This is a genomic window from Cupriavidus basilensis, assembly GCF_000832305.1.
GTDB classification, from domain to species: Bacteria; Pseudomonadota; Gammaproteobacteria; order Burkholderiales; family Burkholderiaceae; genus Cupriavidus; species Cupriavidus basilensis_F.
In genome coordinates, this window is the sequence record NZ_CP010537.1 from 2545629 (window position 1) to 2562665 (window position 17037).

General features: G+C 68.3%; 15 protein-coding genes and 1 pseudogene. 4 read left to right on the forward strand and 12 right to left on the reverse strand.

Going from position 1 to position 17037, the window contains the following annotated elements; translation table 11 throughout:
* Positions 1-22 precede the first annotated feature (22 nt).
* A complete protein-coding gene (locus tag RR42_RS31955; RefSeq protein ID WP_043355890.1) occupies positions 23-913 on the reverse strand; it encodes a CoA transferase subunit A in 891 nt (296 codons plus the stop codon).
* 4 nt (positions 914-917) lie between these two features.
* Complete coding sequence (locus RR42_RS31960) at positions 918-1814, reverse strand: VOC family protein (RefSeq protein ID WP_043355891.1); 897 nt, start codon at positions 1812-1814, stop codon at positions 918-920.
* 417 nt (positions 1815-2231) lie between these two features.
* Here RR42_RS31960 and RR42_RS31965 point away from each other — a divergent pair, with 417 nt between their 5' ends.
* Both RR42_RS31965 and RR42_RS31970 read left to right on the forward strand, forming a co-directional pair.
* Complete coding sequence (locus RR42_RS31965) at positions 2232-3431, forward strand: helix-turn-helix transcriptional regulator (RefSeq protein WP_043355892.1); 1200 nt, start codon at positions 2232-2234, stop codon at positions 3429-3431.
* A 202-nt stretch (positions 3432-3633) separates the two neighbouring features.
* A complete protein-coding gene (locus tag RR42_RS31970) occupies positions 3634-5136 on the forward strand; it encodes a DUF1254 domain-containing protein (protein ID WP_043355893.1) in 1503 nt (500 codons plus the stop codon).
* A gap of 89 nt (positions 5137-5225) precedes the next feature.
* Here the strand turns inward: RR42_RS31970 and RR42_RS41850 are convergent.
* The 10 genes and pseudogenes from RR42_RS41850 to RR42_RS32015 form a co-directional block, all read right to left on the reverse strand.
* Positions 5226-5363, reverse strand: a pseudogene (locus RR42_RS41850) (IS66 family transposase); the annotation flags it as partial.
* Between the two features lie 92 nt (positions 5364-5455).
* Positions 5456-7096, reverse strand: a complete 1641-nt coding sequence (locus RR42_RS31975; protein WP_043355894.1) for a FadD3 family acyl-CoA ligase — start codon at positions 7094-7096, stop codon at positions 5456-5458.
* A 1-nt stretch (position 7097) separates the two neighbouring features.
* Entirely contained in the window at positions 7098-8126 is a 1029-nt protein-coding gene (locus RR42_RS31980) for a ferredoxin--NADP reductase (protein ID WP_043355895.1), read from the reverse strand.
* An 11-nt stretch (positions 8127-8137) separates the two neighbouring features.
* Positions 8138-8905 (reverse strand): SDR family oxidoreductase, encoded by a 768-nt coding sequence (locus tag RR42_RS31985; protein WP_043355897.1) that lies wholly within the window; start codon positions 8903-8905, stop codon positions 8138-8140.
* Positions 8889-10667: an FAD-binding protein gene (locus RR42_RS31990; protein WP_082055176.1), complete on the reverse strand. Its 1779-nt coding sequence runs from the start codon at positions 10665-10667 to the stop codon at positions 8889-8891. Before RR42_RS31990 ends, RR42_RS31985 begins: the two co-directional genes overlap by 17 nt.
* Positions 10668-10694: 27 nt before the next feature.
* Positions 10695-11213 carry a flavin reductase family protein gene (locus RR42_RS31995; protein ID WP_043358295.1) on the reverse strand — a complete coding sequence of 173 codons (519 nt, stop codon included), beginning with the start codon at positions 11211-11213 and terminating at the stop codon, positions 10695-10697.
* 58 nt (positions 11214-11271) lie between these two features.
* Positions 11272-13014 carry an FAD-dependent oxidoreductase gene (locus tag RR42_RS32000; protein ID WP_043355899.1) on the reverse strand — a complete coding sequence of 581 codons (1743 nt, stop codon included), beginning with the start codon at positions 13012-13014 and terminating at the stop codon, positions 11272-11274.
* Between the two features lie 19 nt (positions 13015-13033).
* Positions 13034-14227, reverse strand: a complete 1194-nt coding sequence (locus RR42_RS32005) for an acyl-CoA dehydrogenase family protein (protein ID WP_043358296.1) — start codon at positions 14225-14227, stop codon at positions 13034-13036.
* Between the two features lie 121 nt (positions 14228-14348).
* The gene (locus RR42_RS32010) at positions 14349-15500 is read right to left on the reverse strand and encodes an LLM class flavin-dependent oxidoreductase (protein WP_043355900.1); all 1152 of its coding nucleotides are present in this window, start codon (positions 15498-15500) and stop codon (positions 14349-14351) included.
* Entirely contained in the window at positions 15485-15673 is a 189-nt protein-coding gene (locus RR42_RS32015) for a hypothetical protein (RefSeq protein WP_043355902.1), read from the reverse strand. Before RR42_RS32015 ends, RR42_RS32010 begins: the two co-directional genes overlap by 16 nt.
* 50 nt (positions 15674-15723) lie before the next feature.
* Between RR42_RS32015 and RR42_RS32020 the strand changes: the two genes are divergently transcribed.
* Positions 15724-16659, forward strand: coding sequence for a 5'/3'-nucleotidase SurE (locus RR42_RS32020; protein WP_052495113.1), 936 nt, complete (start codon positions 15724-15726; stop codon positions 16657-16659).
* A 14-nt stretch (positions 16660-16673) separates the two neighbouring features.
* Positions 16674-17033 (forward strand): VOC family protein, encoded by a 360-nt coding sequence (locus RR42_RS32025; RefSeq protein WP_043355904.1) that lies wholly within the window; start codon positions 16674-16676, stop codon positions 17031-17033.
* The last annotated feature ends 4 nt before the right edge of the window (positions 17034-17037 follow it).

The window sequence follows — 17037 nt, forward strand, 5'->3', positions numbered from 1 at the left end:
GCTCCTTCTCCTTGTGACGGGTTCAAAGGACCGGCAACGGCAGGTCCAGCACGTGGCGCATGCCACCGATCTTGTCCAGGTAGCTGGCTTCGGTGCCGCCGATCACGTCCTTGCGGTAGGTGGCGAAGCCCGCCTCCTGCTCGGCGCTGGCGCAGTAGGCCTTCAGCTGCGGCAGGTCAAAGCCATAGGCCGGCCCGCAGGAAGTGGGATGCGCCCCGCCTGGCGCGTGCACCACGCCGCTGACAAGCGCGCGCTCGAAGGGGTTGTTGCGCGCCCGCGCGAGGTCTTCGTCCTCCAGGCGGTCGTGCAGGACCTCGCAGCTCACATAGCACCGGCCCGCCGCCCGCGCGAACCACTCGTCGAAAAAGGGATCGGGGCCATCGATACGGGTGTTGCCCAGCACATCGCTCTCGTTGACATGCAGCAACGCAGCGTCGAGCGGGATGGCCGGCATCGCCAGCAACACCTCGCCATCGGCGTAGGGCGAGCGCACGGTCCTGAGTGCGGGGTTGCAAGCCAGCACGTCGGTCCCGAGCCCGGCGCGCGTCGGCAGGAACGGCAGGCGCGCGGCAGCGGCGCGCAAGCCGAGCTGCAACATGCCCTCGTCGAGTTCCCAGACGTCGATTTCGCCGCGCTCGCGGGCCGCGCGGAAATGCGGCTCCAGCGGGATCACGTCGAGCGAGACGAAGCCGAACACCACCTTGCGCACCTTGCCGGCAGCGCACAGCATGCCGACTTCCGGGCCGCCGTAGGCCACCACGGTAAGGTCCTTCAGCGGCGAGCGCAGGATTTCCCGCACCAGCGCCATCGGCTTGCGGCGAGGGCCCCAGCCGCCGATACCGATGGTCATGCCATCAGCGAGGCGGCCGACCACTTCGGCCGCGGTCATGGTCTTGTCCAGTGTCTTGCGCATAGTTCTAGCGATATCCGATGCTGAAATCGTGGCCCCACAGGCTGACCCGGGTGGCCTCAAAGGCGGCGTGCTGGCTCCAGTCGACCACCAGCCCACCGTAGCCGTACTCGAGGTCGAAGCCGCCGGGCGTCTTCATGTAGAAGGAAACAATGCGATCGTTGCAGTGCTGGCCCAGCGTGGCCGAGAGCGCCACGCCGTGCTGCTGCGCGCGGTCGAGCGCGCGGCCCACCTCCCCCATGTCCGGCACCTCGGCCATCACATGGACGCAGCCGCTGGGCGCGGGGGCCTCGAAGATGGCCAGGCTGTGGTGCCGCCCGTTGCCGCAATGCAGGAAGTGGATGCGCTTCTCCGGCTCCGCCGGATCAGTAGTGAAGCGCGCGCGGAAGATGTCCGACAGGCCGAAGCCCATCACATCACGCAGAAAGGCATAGGTTTCGTCAAAGGCCGGCGCCGGCAGCACGGAGTGCCCCGCACCCAGCGGATCGGTGACGAAGCACGACACGCCGATGGGCGAGACAAAGCGCAGGAAATCCGATCGCATGCCCCAGAAGATCTCGTGCCGGTTGCCGGAAGGATCGGCGAACCAGGCCACAGCCTGCGCGCGCCGCTGGATGCGCTCAGCCTCGCTGGCATGCGTGACTTCCACGTTGGCGGCACGCAACGTGGCAAGCGCGTGGTTGAAGGCCGCCTCGCCGGCCAGCTCCCAGCCCGATGCCAGGTAGCGGTCCTGCTTGCCGGGCACGATCAGGTAGCGGTAGTCGCGCTCGTCCATCTTGAGATAGAGCGCGCCATGGGGCGCATTGGTGCACGCCATGCCGAGCACTTGCTCGCCGTAGTGGCGCCAGCGCTCGGTGTCGGTGGACTCGACCACGATATAGCCGAGCGCTCGGATGTCCATCATGCTGCCTCCTCGCTGTTCCTGGATTTCATTTGCTGCCGCGTTGGGTGCGGCAGGTTGGTGAAGCCATTGTTCAGGGGAAGCGGGATGTGGGCATCGTCTGTTGGGACTAGCCAGGTGGGGTTGGTTGGGCTTTTGGCGGGTGGCGCGGTGGGGCGCGAAGGGGCGCGGCTTTAGCGCCTCTGGCTGCTGGCGCGGCTGAATTTCCTGGGAAGTCTTGTGAGCCGTCCCAGCCACTTGCGCAGAGACGAGAAGCGTGGCGGAGGCGGGCGCGCGACCTCGGAATGTAGTGGACGCCCCCTGTCTGCGCAGACGATGTGCCGAAGCGCCGGTCGCCCTTCGGGTGAACGCCAATGGTGCCCGCGCCGGAATGCATGGAACAATCCGGCTGGCAATTCTTCACCTGAAGACGAGAGGAATATGTCAATGGCGAAAACCGTGCATCGTATCGAGCCTTCGATCTATGCAACGGCGGGTTTTACGGTCCCGCAGTATGGCGAGCTGCTCGACGCCATCTATCGCGGACCGCTCGAGGAAGCACCGTGGTCGAGCGCGCTCGAGTCCGTGCGCGTCCTGCTCAATGCCCGCGCCGCAGCCCTGATGCTGCGACCGCCCACGTTCGACCGTCCCGGATCGATGTTCAACATGCCGCCGCGCGACACCTATGCGCGCAACCCGATCACGTACGACAGCCATTACCATGCGCTGGACCCGTTTGTCGACCTGCCGCCAGGCACCGTGACCACGGTGGACAAGTTCCTGGGCACCGAGGCATGGTGCCAGAGCGGCATCTACCGGCAACTGCTCAAGGGCATGGATATGCGCTATATCCTTGGCGCGGATATCCAGACCGACGACGGCGTGATGTGCCGCTTCCGCCTGTGCCGCAGCCACGACGCCGGGGATTTCTCGGAGAAGGACGAAGCCGTCTGCATTGCGCTGCTGCCTCACATCAAGCGCGCCGTCGACGTGTACTCCCGCATCGATGTGGCCGAGTCCGAACGTGGCCTCTACGAACACGCGGTCGACCGCATGCAGATCGGCATGGTCATGCTGGACGACCAGGGCATCGTGCTCAAGGCCAATGCGGCGGCGCGCACGGTTCTGAGCGAGGATGACGGTATCCGCCTGCGCGGCGGCAAGTTCGAGCTCGCAGACAGCCGGGCGCGCGGCCGCTTCCGTGAGCTGGTCCGGCGCTCGATCGATTCGATCCCGATCTCACACGATGACGGCGCCCCCGGGCCCATGGTGGAGGCGATGTCCCTGGCCCGCCCTTCGGGCAAGGGCAGGCTCGAGGTGTTGATCCGCGCGATACCCGTTAGGGAATGGTCGGAAGAGAACAAATGGTGTCCCGCTTGCGTGGTGGTCATCCGCGACCCCGCGTGCAGCTCCCGGACCTCCGTCGAGGTGTTGCGCCAGTTGTTTGATTTCACGCCGGCGGAGGCATCGCTGGCGCTGCTGATGGCCAACGGCTGTTCGCTGGAAGCCGCAGCCGAAGCGTTGAAGGTGAAGACCAATACCGTGCGCAGCCATTTGCGCTCCGTCTTCCAGAAAGCGGGCGTCACCCGGCAAGCCGAGCTGGTGCGCACGCTGCTCAACAGCGTCATGTCGCTCAGTTGAGCCACGCACGCGCCGTGGGCCGGCGCCACCCATATTTGGAGTAGATCCCAGCCATTCACCCGGACGATGCCGGCGCCCGGCATTGCGGGGACACTGACGTGCGTAGCGGCTACGGCGGGCCCTGGGCAGTCATGCCCGGCGGCGTCGTGCCGCGCTGCTGACCCGATGCCATCGGGCAGCCTTACCGACAAGGAGCACATCGATGAATGCCAACTGGTCGCGGCGCGCCTGCGCCGCCATCCTCGCCCTTGCTTGCCTGCAGGCCCACGCCCAGCCGACGCCGGCGCCCCTGGCCCCGGCGGGCATCGATGCGCGGCTTGCGCCTCATCAGATCGAAGCGCTGACCCGGCAGGCGTACTTCTGGGGCCTGCAGCAAGCCGGGTTCTACGAGTTGCGCTACGTCTTCACGCAGGCGGAGGCGATGCCCGCATATCGCGGCATCAACCGCCTGGCGCAGAACCGGAAGCTCTTCACCGCGAAAGAGCGTTTCGCGACCACGCCGAACGCCTCGACCCTGTATGCCGGTGGCTTCTTCGACCTGTCCCGCCAGCCGGTCGTGGTTACCTCGCCCAAGGTCGAAGATGGCCGCTACTGGAGCATCCAGGCGCTTGACCAGTACGCCGGCTGGTTCTTTATGGTGGGTAGCCAGTTCACCGGCAACGCGCCGCAACGCTACCTGATCGTCGGGCCGAACTGGCACGGTACTTTGCCGCAGGGGTTTCGCGGCACCGAGGTCGTGCGAGCGCCGTCCGACGCGTTCGCGATCACGCTGCGCGTGGCGATCACCACGCGCGACGACGCCGACTTCGAATCCGCACATCGCCTGATGGACGGTGTGGCTGTCGAGCCCCTGGAGCGCTGGAAACGCAACGGCGGCAAACCGGTGCCGCTGGCCGAGGTCCCGAAGCAGGCCGCGAACTACCGCACCTTTGCGCGCATGTCTCAGATTTCCGACATGGCCAACTCGATGACGGCCACCGATTACCTGCAGTTGGCCAGCCTCGTGATCAACGACGAATCCCTGACCCTGCGTAGCGACTCGGTGACCGAGCGCGATACCTTGCGCGCGCTGGGGCCGCTCGGCCTGCGCAAGGGCGTGAGATTCGATCCGGAAAGGCTCACACGCGCGCAGCGCAGCGCCGTGCAGAAGGGGTTCGACGCCGCACGTGCCGAGGCGCGCGCGGCGTTCAGCGCCGCGCAGGCCGACATGAACGGCTGGAAGCTGCAGAGCAGTCTCCTCAACAACGGCAACGACTTCAAGGCGAGGGCCGGGGCCGCGGACATTGCCTGGGGCAGCCCCGTGCCATACCAGTCGCACACCATTGCCTACGCCATGGCGGACGCACAGGGCAGGCCGCTCGACAGCGCCCGTCGCTACACGATGACGCTCGACATGAAGAACCTTCCTGCGGTCACCGAGTTCTGGGAGCTGCCGGTCTACGACGACAGCGGCTACTTTGTCGACAACCCGATCGACCGCTACAGCGTAACGAGCTACCAGGTCGCGGCCGGGCAGTTTGCGGTGAACGACGGCAAGCTCACCTTGTATTTCCAGCATGACAAGCCGTCTGACCCGGAACAGGCGCGAAACTGGCTACCGCTGCCCCCGCAAGGACCGTTCCGCGTCGCTGCGCGCTTCTATGGACCGACCGCGCCGCTGATCGACGGGTCTTACGCCATGCCGAAACTGGTACGAAGAGATTGAGGAGAGAACGTAACTATTCAGCCACCACGCGTCAGACAGGCGAAGGTACGTTGCCCGAAAATGCAAGGGTCGGCGCCTGGAAGAGCGCGGCCCTGTTTTCGCAGGGAGGCAAGATAGGAGCGAATGGTGCAGAACGCGCTCAGCCCGTGCGGGGTGAGCAAGCCGCCCGAGACCTTCCGTTTGAGTTTGGGCATGCGGATGTCGCGTTCGGCTTGGTTGAACCGAAATAAAGCGATCCTTGCAGGAGGCTGGCGTGGCCTCATTGGGAACGCCAGAGTTTCGTCGTACGGCCCTGGGTTCCAACAGATTCCTTGGCCCCTCACCCCTCCCGCAACCGATACTTAAGAATCTTGCCGGCCGCGCTGGTCGGCAGCGTCTGCACGAACACCACCTCGCGCGGCACCTTGTAGTTGGCCATATGCCGGCGCGCCCAGTCGATCAGTTCGTCTGCGCCAACCTTGCTGCCATGCCGCAGCACCACAAAAGCCTTCCCCGCCTCGCCCAGGCGCTCGTGCGGAACGCCCACCACCGCCACTTGCGCGATCGCCGGATGGGATACCAGCAGCTTCTCGATCTCGGCCGGATAGCAATTGAAGCCGCCGACGATAAACATGTCCTTGATGCGGTCGGTGATACGCAGGTTGCCGCGCACGTCCAGCGTGCCGATATCGCCAGTGCGCAGCCAGCCGCCCGCATCGATGGCTTCGGTGGTCGCCTCCGGTAGCTGGAAGTAACCGCGCATCACGTTGTAGCCGCGCACCGTCACCTCCCCCGGCTCGCCCGCCGGCACCGGATAGCCGGCGCCATCCACGCAGCGCAGCTCGACCCCCGGCATGGCGCGGCCCGAGGTCAGCGCCACGATGTCGGCATCGTCTGCGGCACGGGTCAGGGTGGCGAAACCGCACGACTCGGTCAGGCCATAGCCGGTGAAGATGTCGCGAAAGCCGAGCTCGCGCCGCATGCGCTGGATCAGCACGGGCGGGATCGCCGACGCACCTGTCACCGCAACCCGCAGCGAGGACAGGTCGAACTCGCGCAGGCGCGGATGGTTCAGCAGTGTCTGGTAGAGCGTGGGCGGCCCGGGCAGCACCGTGATGCGCTCGTTCTCGATGCGGGTCATCACGGCCTCGGCATCGAACACCAGATGCGGCAGGATGGTGGCGCCGCTGGCCAGCGCGGCCAGCCACCCGGCCTTGTAGCCAAAGGTGTGGAAGAAGGGATTGACGATCAGGTAGCGGTCGCCGGCTTCCACGCCGGTGATCGAGGCCCAGCCGTGGATGGCCTGCAGGTTCTGCGCATGCGCGGTCATCACGCCCTTGGGGCGCCCGGTGGTGCCGGAGGTGAACATGATGTCCATCAGGGTGTCGCCGGACACGGCACTCTCGCAGGCACGGAATGCAGCCTCGCCGGTTTGCGCCGCCAGTGCCAGGAAGTCCGCCCAGGCAAGCTCGTCCGGCGCCATCTGCCGCCCTGCGCGCCCGCGCAGCACCACGATCCGCTCCAGCGTGCCGGGCCGGTGCGGCGCCAGCATTTCCGGATAGCTCTCGCCGAGGAAATTGTCGATGCAGAACAGCACCCGCGCGCCGCTGTCGGCCAGGATCGCGCCGGCTTCCATGCCCTTCATGCGGGTATTGATGGGCACCAGCGCCGCCCCAATGCTGTGCGCGGCCAGGGCGGCGACGATCCATTCCGACAGGTTGGGCGCCCAGACGGCGACCCGGTCGCCAGGCAACAGGCCCAGCGCGAGCAGCGCACGCCCCGCCTGCGCACGCAGCGTGTCGAGCTCCGTGAAGCTGAGCCGCAGCCCGTCCTCCTGGATGGCGATGCGCGCGCCGTGGCGCGCGGCGGCTGTGCGTACCAGTTCCGGGATGGTGGCCGGGATGGTGGCGGGGATGGCCTGCCCCGCGCTGGCGGCGCCGGCCAACCTCGGTTCGGTTTCGATGGTGTCGGTTGTCATCATGTCAGTCTGGAAATTTCAGGTGCAGTTCGCTGCCGGCCGCGCGGGCCTGGCAGGCCAGGGTCCAGCCGGCCTCACGGTCGGCGGCGTCGAGCACGTGGTTCTCCCCCAGCGTGGCCTCACCGTGCGTCACCTGGCACATGCAGGCGCCGCAAAGGCCGGAGCGGCAGGAGTTCGGCGCCGCCACGCCGGCCCGCAGCATGGCGTCGAGCACGGTTTCGCCGGCGTGCGCGTCGAGCCGGTGGCGTACGCCGTCGAGCTCCACTTCCAGTGCGGCGGGCGCGCAAGCTGCCGGCGTTTGTTCTTTGGCCGGCACCGCGGCCGGCGGCGGCGCGCCGAAGCGCTCCACGTGAATCCGCTCGCGTGCCACGCCAAGCGTCTGCAATGCGGCCTGGGCACCGTCCATAAAGGGTCCCGGCCCGCAGATAAAGCAATCGGCGTGGCCCCACGGCGCGGCCAGCGCTTCAAGCTGGGCCTGCGAGGGCGGCCCCTGCACGCTGTCCAGCCAGTGGATCACGCGCAGCCTGTCCGCGTGGCGCGCAGCCAGCTCGCACAGCGCATCGCGGAAGATCACGCTGCGCTCGTCGCGGTTGGCGTAGATCAGCGTGACGTTGCCGCCGCCATGGCGCAGCGCGGCCTTGGCGATCGACAGCACCGGCGTGATGCCGCTGCCGCCGGCAAACAGCAGCAGGTCGCCATCCAGGCTGCGCGGCGTGAAGACGCCGGCGGGCGGCATCACCTCGACCGTGTCGCCGGCGCCGAGCCGGTCGCAGATCCAGTTGGATACGCGCCCGCCGCGCACGCGCTTGATGGTCACCCGCAGCGCGCTGTCGACCTGGGGGCTGCTGGACAGCGAGTAGCAGCGCTGCTGCGCGGCGCCCTCCAGCGGCACCTTGAGCGTCAGGAACTGGCCCGGCCGGTAGGCGAACGTATCGCGCAGTCCGTCGGGCAGCTCGAACACCAGCGAGCTTGCCTCGTCGGTTTCGGCCACCACCTGGGCGATGCGCAGCGGGTGGAATTGCGCTTGCACCATGATGTCCGCGATCAGGCTACGCCCATGATGGTCTGCGCATTGTCGATGCGCAGCTCGGCGCCGTTGACAAAGCGCGACTCATCGGAGGCCAGGAACAGCACCAGGTTTGCCACGTCGCCGGGCAGGCACATGCGCTGCATCGGATCGCCGCCCTGCTGCTCATGGGTGGCCGGGGCGTCGGCCGCGCCTTGCATCAGCGCGGCCGTCATCGGCGTCAGGATGCCATCCGGGTGGACGGAATTGCAGCGGATCTTGTAGCCGCGCTGCTTGCAGTAGGCTGCCACGCTGCGGGTGAGCGCAGCCACCGCGCCCTTGCTGGCGCTATAGGCACAGAACACACCCATGCCGCCCAGCGCCGCCACCGAAGACATATTCACGATGACCCCACCGCTCGCCTTCATCGCACCCACGCCGTACTTGCAGCCCAGGAAATAGCCATCGGCATTGATGCGCATGACGCGCTGCCATTGCTCCAGCGTGGTGTCCTCCACCGAGCCCAGCGCCAGCACCGCGGCGTTGTTGACCAGCACGCCCGGCGTGCCGAAACGGTCCTGGGTGCGCTGCATGACCTGCTGCCAGCCGGCTTCGCTGGCGATATCGTGGGGCACGAAGATGGCGGTGTCGCCGATCTCGCGCGCCACGGCGTGGCCGGCCTCCTCGTTCAGGTCGGTCAGCACCACGCGCGCGCCCTCGCGCGCCAGCAGCAAGGCATCTTCCTTGCCGACGCCGCTGGCGGCGCCGGTGACGATGGCGATCTTTCCTTCAACCCGGTTGCTCATGGCTTGTCTCCTTGGTGTGTTCGATGGTGTGGGTGTGTTCGTCGGTGTCTTCAATGCGGCCCGCCTGGTCCGCCAGGGCAACGAGATGGCGCCCGGCATTGCGCCCCGACCAGATGCAGTCGGCCAGCGAAAGGCCGCTCACGTAGTGATTCGATGCGATGCCGACCGCGGTGCGGCCGACCGCGTACAGGCCCGGGATCGCCGCTGCCTGCCCGCCGGCGCCTTGCGCCAGCACCTGGCCACACGCCTCGTCCACGCGCAGGCCGCCAAGGGTGATGGCGGGACAGGGAAAGGTGCGGCTGTGCGCGCTGATGTCGATGGCCAGATAGGGCCCGTGCTCCAGCGATGCGCACATCGCCGCGGATTTCCCCACGGGGTCGGGCCGCTCGCCGCGCGCCGCCGCGTTATACGCAGCCAGCGTCGCCAGCAAGGCCGCGCTCGGCATGCCCAGCTTGTCGGCAAGCGATTCGATACCCGGGGCACGCGTGGCGCCAAACAGCATCAGCATGATGGCGGGCACGCGCTGAAAGGCCCAAAGGCGTCCGCTCACGCAATCGCGCAGGGCCGCGCGCGCCAGCCCGGCGTTCAGGATCAGCCAGGCGCGGCCACCGTGCTCCTCGCAGATGGCGTGGCCCAGGCGCGCGCCGTAGACTTCTTCGTTGCCGATGCGCGCGCCTTGCGCGTTGACCACGCAGCCGCGCGCCCAGTCGAACGGCGGATTGACGAAGCGCCACGCGGAAACACGCTCCAGGTAGCGCGCCGCCGCCCCGACGGACAGGCCGAGGCGGATCCCGCTGCCATCGCAGCCGGTGGTGCCCAAGCGCCAGTTGCGGCGGTACTTGGGGGCATGCGCGGCCACCATGGCCGGGTTGAAGATAAAGCCGCCGGTGGCCAGCACCACGGCACCGGCACGCACTGCATAGGGCTGGGCGAATTTCGCTTCCAGTTGCGTCACGCGCCGGCGCAAGGCATCGGCCAGCGCCGGGCAAAGATTGTGCAGGCGCTCGGCCCAGCGCGCCAGGCGGGCATGCCGGCGTTGCAGGCGGCCCGGCGGCAGGCGCCGCAGTTCCACGCCGATGACCGCGCCCTGGCCATCGACGATCAGGCGGCGCGCCGCGGCATGGCGCATCACGTCCACCCCGGCCTGCGCCTGCACCGCGCGCCGCAGCACGCCGTACAGCACGTGGCCGGACATGCCATTGCCCTTGCAGCGATGGCCGCGCGGCGCCGGCTCGGCATGGCGCGCGTAGTCCGCCACGGCCTCGTTGCCCGAGTAGTAGAGGTAATAGTCCTGCGCGGGATACGAGGTCTTGCGGGGCGGCACAGTGGCGGCAAAGCGCGCGCCCAGTTGCTCCAGCCAGGCGATCATGCCCGCGCTGCGCTCGCAGAAGGCATGCAGCGTGGCATCGCCCACGGCGTCGCCAACCTCCTGGCGCAGGTAAGCCGCCATGGCCTCGGGCGTGTCATGGTAGCCGGCAGCCTGCTGGTATGGCGTGCCACCGCCGGCATACACCACGCCGCCGCTCCTGGCGCTGGCGCCGCCGCCTTCGAAGCGCTCGGCCACGACCACGCCGAGCCCGCCCCGTGCGGCTTCGAGCGCCGCGCAGGCGCCCGCCGCGCCGAAACCGATCACCGCCACGTCGCAGCAGGCATCCCAGCCGTAGGCGAGCGGGTCGGCGACGACCAGCGGCGGCGATACCGCGTTGACCCCGCCTGAGGTCGGATCAGAAGCGGGATCGGGAACGACGGCGGTGGCGGTCATGGCGCGGGCTCCGGCATCTGGTTCACCTCACGCTGCCCGCAGGCTGGCGAGCGGCGCCGAGGTGGAGTAAGCGCCGTCCACATAGACCAGCGGCGCCACCTCGCCGGCCAGCCGGACCTCGCGCAGGCGGCCGATGAAGACGGCGTGGGTGCCGTAGTCGAAACGGCCGTCCTGCTCGCAGATCAGGTTTGCCTGGGCATCGCGCAGGAAAGGCACGCCCAGCAGGTCGGCCTCCCACTGGCCCGTGGTAAAGCGCTCCTCGCCCTTGAGGCGGCCGCTGCAATCGACTGCGATGTCGCGATGATCGGCGGCCAGCAGGTTGACGCAGAAGTCCACTCCGGCATTGAGCGCCGGGTAGATCGAGGCATTGCGGTGGATGCAGATCAGCAGCGAAGGCGGATCGGCGGACAGCGAATCGACCGCCGTGACCGACATCGAGTAGCGGCGCTCGCCCTCGCGGCAACTCACCACCGCTACCGAGCGCGCCATGCGGCGCATTGCCATCAGCATATCGTCGCGCAGCGACGGGGAAATAGTCTGGTTCATCATGCCTCCTGCTTGTATGCCGCGCGGCGCGGTAGCCGCATCGCGCTGCGTCATGGTGTTATTCCGCCTGGCCCTGCCCGGTTGCCCCGCCCGCCAGCACATCGGCGGCGATCAGGCCAAAGGTCATGGCCGGCCCGATGGTGGAGCCAGCGCCCGGATAGCTGGCGCCCATCATCGAGGCGCTGGTATTGCCGATGGCGAACAACCCGTCGATGGGCGAGCCATCCTCGCGCAGCACGCGGGCGCTGGCGTCGGTCGCCAGCCCGCCCTTGGTGCCGATATCGCCCGCGTCGATGCGCACCGCGTAGAACGGCGGGCGCCCGATCGGCGCCAGGCACGGGTTGGGGCGGACCTGGGTGTCGCCGTAGTAGGTATCGAAAACGTTGTCGCCCTTGCCAAAGTCCTCGTCCACCCCGCGCGCTGCGAAGCCGTTCATGCGGTTGGCGGTATGCGCCAGGGCAGCGGGGGCGATGCCGACGCGCCGGGCGAGCGCATCGAGCGATTCGGCGCGCACCAGGATGTCCGCGAAGGGCGCGGGGATGCGGTGGTCCGGCATGATCGATCCGGGCAGGATCGGCCCGCAGGGATACTTGCGCCGGAAGGTGGCATCGAACACCAGCCACGCCGGCACGCTGCAGCCCGTCTGCTCGTGGTCGCGGTACATCGCGGGCACGAACTCGGAATACGGCGCGGCCTCGTTGACGAAACGCCTGCCGCGCCCGTTGACGACGATGCAGCCGGGCAACGCGCGCTCGACAAAGATCGCGCGCTGTTTTTCCTCGCCGCTGACCTTCACCGTTGGCGCGCCCCAGACATGCGACATCAGCTCCAGCGCCGCGCCCGCGCGCTGCGCGGCCTGGATGCCGTCGCCGGTGTTGTGGGGCGGCGTGGCGCTCCACTCGGCCCGGCTGGGGTGCGGCAGGTATTGCTCGCGCATGGCCTGGTTGCGCTCGAAACCGCCCGCGGCCAGGATCACCCCGCGCCGGGCTTCGATGCGCACGGGTACGCCATCGCGCCGCGCCTGCACGCCGGTGACGCGCGCCGCGCCGCCGTGCTCCTCCACCAGCAGGTCTTCCAGCGCGGTATCGAGCCACAGCGGGATGCCGCGCGTCATCATGGCGTGGCGCAAGCCGCCCACCAGGCTGTTGCCCAGCGTAAGCCGACGGTCGCGCGCGGTGCGCCGGCGCCAGCCCAGATCCAACCAGTAGCGCCCGAACTGCCGGGCCGCCACGCCCAGCCAGCCCCGGCTTTTGCTCAGCATGGCGTGGGCCTCGGCGGAGGTCACCGCCACCCGGCCCGCCACCAGCGTCCCGGGCGAAGGCGGGCGCAGCCGCTCGAACTCCGCGCCCAGCAGCGCGCCATCGAACGGCATCGGATCCAGCGACCGGTATCCCGGCAACGCGCCCGGCAAGCGCTGGAAGTAATCGGCGTAGCGCGGCAGCGAGTAGTAGCGCACCCCCGTGCGCTGCTCCAGGTAGCCAAGCATGCGCGGACCATGTTCCAGGTAGGCGCGCAGCTTGGCGGGCGTGGAGCGGCCTTCGGTGCACGCTTCGAGATAGGCGAGCGCGGCGTCGTAGCTGTCGCTGCCTCCCGCTTCTTCGATATGGTGATTGAGCGGAATCCAGATCCCGCCGCCGGATACCGCGGAGGTGCCGCCGTACTGGCCGCTCTTTTCCACCACCACCACGGACAGGCCGCGATCCGCCGCGCGGCAGGCTGCCAGCATGCCGCCCGCCCCGGAGCCAACCACCACCACATCAAACACGGCGGTGCCGCCTGCCTGCCCTGCTTCCTGATTCATGATCCGCTCCACGCCGGCCTCAGATAAAGAAATCGGTGTTGGTGCGGCCCATCATCACGCCGCCCAGGTTCTGGCCGAACCGATCCAGGTTGTTGGCGTAGTGGGCGCGCGCCGCGTGCAGGTCAAGGAAGCGGCGCACCAGCGGATTGGTGACGTAGATGCCATTGCCGCCGGCGTAGCGCAGCAGGCTGCTGGCGAGCTGCGCGCAGCGCTCGGCCACCTGCGACGACTGGTAGCGAAAATGCAGGCGGCGCGCGGTATCGAGCTGCTCGCCGCGCTGCGCCGTTGCCATCAGCTCGTCGAAATTGCGGCGCAGGATGGTGCGCATCTCGTCGATGCCGGCCGCGGCGTTGGCGCAGGCGAGTTGCGCGCCGCCGTCCTCGGCCGTCCTGCCGCCGCTGTTGGCGCTGACGCGGCCATCGGCATAGGCAACGAAATCGTCGAGCCCGCCTTCCAGCGCGCCGATGCAGGCCGTGCAGACGGCACGCACGAAGATCTGGGCGAACGGCAACTGGTACAGCGCCGCCTTGTTGAGCGACAGGCCGGGACTGGTGCCTATGGCGCCGTCGATGGCGCTGTGGGTGCGGTAGGCCGGCACGAAAACGTCGTCCACCACGATGTCGTGGCTGCCGGTGGCACGCAGGCCCAGCACATCCCAGTTGCGCACGATGGTGTAGTCGCCGCGCGGCAGCAAGAAGGTGCGGTACTCGGGCGCAGCGCCAGGCTGCTGCGGCGGCACCAGCCCGCCGAGGAAGATCCAGTCGCACAGCTCGCTGCCGCTGGAGAACTTCCAGTGCCCGGAGAAGCGGAAGCCGCCGTCCACCGGCACCACCTTGCCCACCGGCATATAAGTCGAGGCGATCAGGGTAGACGCGTCCGTGCCCCAGACGTCCTGCTGCGCGCGGCCGTCGAACAAGGCGAGCTGCCAGTTGTGCACGCCCACCACGCCATAGACCCAGGCGGTGGACATGCAACCCTTGGCCAGGGCCATCTGAATCTCGAAGAAGGTCTGCGGGTCCAGCTCATGGCCGCCGTAGCGGCGCGGCTGCAGGACCTTGAAGAAGCCCGCGGCCTGCATGTCGGCCACGGTGTCGGCCGGGATGCGCGCTTGCGCCTCGGCCTGGCCCGCGCGCTGCGCCAGCACCGGGATCATTTCGTGCGCGCGGCCGATCAGTTCGGCTGCCAGTCCTTCGGGGTAGTTGTCTCGATGCACCGCCATCTCCTCTTGCCGGCCGCCGGGCCGGTCTTGTCGTGCCTTCATGCTGCCATCGCCGCCGCCCCGCGCCATCGTCCGAGGGGACTAGTCGCGCGGCAGCGATGGGCCGGTGGCTCGCTCAGGCGAGCGCGCGCAGCTTGCGGCCCTGGGCGCGGAAGTGCGGGATCACGTGTTCGCCGATATTGCGGATGGTTTCAAGCTGGGCCCATTGCGGCACCGTGCCCATCTGGCAGATGAACAGGATCTCGTCGGCGCCGGCATCGATCAGGCGCTGCACATAGCCGATGCAGTCCTCCACCGTGCCGTAGGCATGGTTGGGGTTGAGCATCATCATCGACGGATCGCTGAAGTCCACCGTGACCTTCTCCGAGGCGAAGCTGGTCTTGATCACGGCCTTGCCCTGGGCGTCCTCCTCCGTGACGTTCTCCGCGTCCCATGCATCGGGATTGGGGCGCTCGCCGCCGGAGTACCAGTACGCCAGCGACTCCATGAAATAGCGCTGCCCCTTGATGCCGATCTTGCGCGCGGCCTTGCCGTCTTCCAGCACGATGGTCGGACACAGCGCGGCAAGATGCTGGTGAGGACGCAAGCCAACCTGGTCCCCCGCCTGGCGCGTCTCGTATGCCTTGCGATAGATGGCGTTCTTCTTCGCCACGTCTTCCGGGCCACCAAAGCCAAGCACCAGCGCGCCCATGCCGCGCGCGCCGGCGCGCTGCAGCGTGTCGGCGTTGGTGCATGCCAGGTACATCAGCGGATGCGGGTCCTGGCGCGGCTTGGGATGGATGGGGCGGCGCGGGATCTTGATGTACTCGCCGTCGTGCTCGATCTCGTCCTGGGTCAGGATCTTCGGAATCAGGTACATCGACTCATCGATCATGGGGTGCAGGGTATTGAGGTCGTAGCCGAAGGTGCCCGCTTCCTGCTGCGTGCCGCCCTTGCCCACGCCGAGGTGCACGCGCCCGCCGGAGAGGATGTCGAGAGTGGCCACGCGCTCGGCCACCTTGACCGGATGGTTCATCGCCGGCGGCAGGCAGACCACGCCGTGGCCGATGCCGATGCGGCGCGTGCGTCCGGCCACGAAGGCCAGGAACGTCTCCGGCGCGCTCATGTGTGCGTAGTTGGTCAGCGCCGTGTGCTCCACCGCCCAGACGACATCGAAACCCATGTCCTCGGCGAGCTCCACCTGCTCCATGATTTCGTCGAACACCTTGTGGTCGCCGGCGCGCGACGCGTCGACAGTCTGTGCTTCGTAGATCAGCGAAAATCGCATTGCGGTCCCCTTCCTTTGCATTTGGTTTCCAGGCCATCGGCCGGCAGCACCGCCGCGTTGTCGTGGCGGGCGGCGCCATCGCCGGCACCGTTATTGCTGGCCTGCGTGAGCGCAGTGTGAGCGGCCGGGGAGAGCGCGGCATCGTCTGATTGGATTATGCGCAGCGGCACCATATCCCTATCATGTGCAGGACCACCCACCACCTCCACACGGATACGCCCTCATGAACATGCCTACGCTTCGCCGCACGCTGCTGCTGGCCGCCCTGCTGACCGGCGCCGCCGCGCCCGCCCATGCGCTCGACATCCTGTTGTCCAACGACGACGGCTATCAATCGACCAATATCCGCGCCCTGTACGCCAGGCTGAAGCAGGATGGACACCACGTGGTGATGGCCGCGCCGAAGCGCAACTTCAGCGGCGCCTCGGCCTCGTTCGAGTACTTCAAGCCGGTCGACGTGCGCCGCGACGCGCAGGACCCGAACGTGCATATCGTCGACAGCACGCCGGCAGTGGCGGCCATGTATGGCCTGGACCGGGTGTTCCGGGACAAGGCGCCCGACCTCGTCATCTCCGGGCCGAACATCGGCTGGAACACGGGCTATCTCGTCAACCTGTCCGGCACCATCGGCGTGCTGGAAATAGCGCTGCGGCGCGGCGTGCCGGCCATAGCGGTGAGCGCCGACCACAGCGAGGACGCGCCGGCCAGGGTGGCGGGCATCGTGTCCGCGCTGGTGACGCAATTGCAGGCGAGCGGCAAGAGCCCGGGCGAGGCGCTGCTGCCGCCGGGCGTGGGGCTGAACGTGAACCTGCCGCGCACCAACGCCATCCGGGGCGTCATGCAAACGGTCAATGGCGACTACTCGCCCTACCACATGGTCTTCGTCGACGATATGGCGCCGCACGCGCTGCCGGGCACGACGCTGCCGGCACGCCCGGGAGTGGTGCTGGGAGACGCCAGGACCCAGTACGATGGCGGCGCCGCCCGCTCCGAGGGACGCGAGGTGGAGCGCGGCAATATCACCATCAGCGTGATCGGCGCCCGCCTCGACGCACCGCCCGCGCAGGGCGAGGCGGTCTACCAGCGGCTGAGCGGATTCGTGGCGGCCTGTGAAGACGCCAGCGGTGCCGTGTGCCGCCAGGCGGCGGCAGCCCGCTGACAAGGAGCGCCAACATGCAATCGAACCTCTTGCTTTACCCGGTGGACGATATCGACGCCGCCCTGCCGTTCTTCGAGCAGGGCCTGGGCCTGGCGGTGAAGTTTCGCGATGGCGGGCGCTATTGTGCGCTGGATGCCGGCCCCATCACGATAGCGCTGGTGGCCGGCGAGGAGCGGCTTGTCTCCCAGCCCGCGCTGGCATTCCGGCTGGAAGCCGGCGAGGATATCGCCGCGGCGATCGCGCACCTGCTGGCACGCGGCGCGCGGATCGCGCAGCCGCTTGCCAGCGGCCCGCACGAACTGCGCGCGGTGCTGGCCACGCCGCAGGGATTCCCGCTGGTGGTCAGCGCCAAGCCCGCCAGGCCGGCGGGCTAGCGTG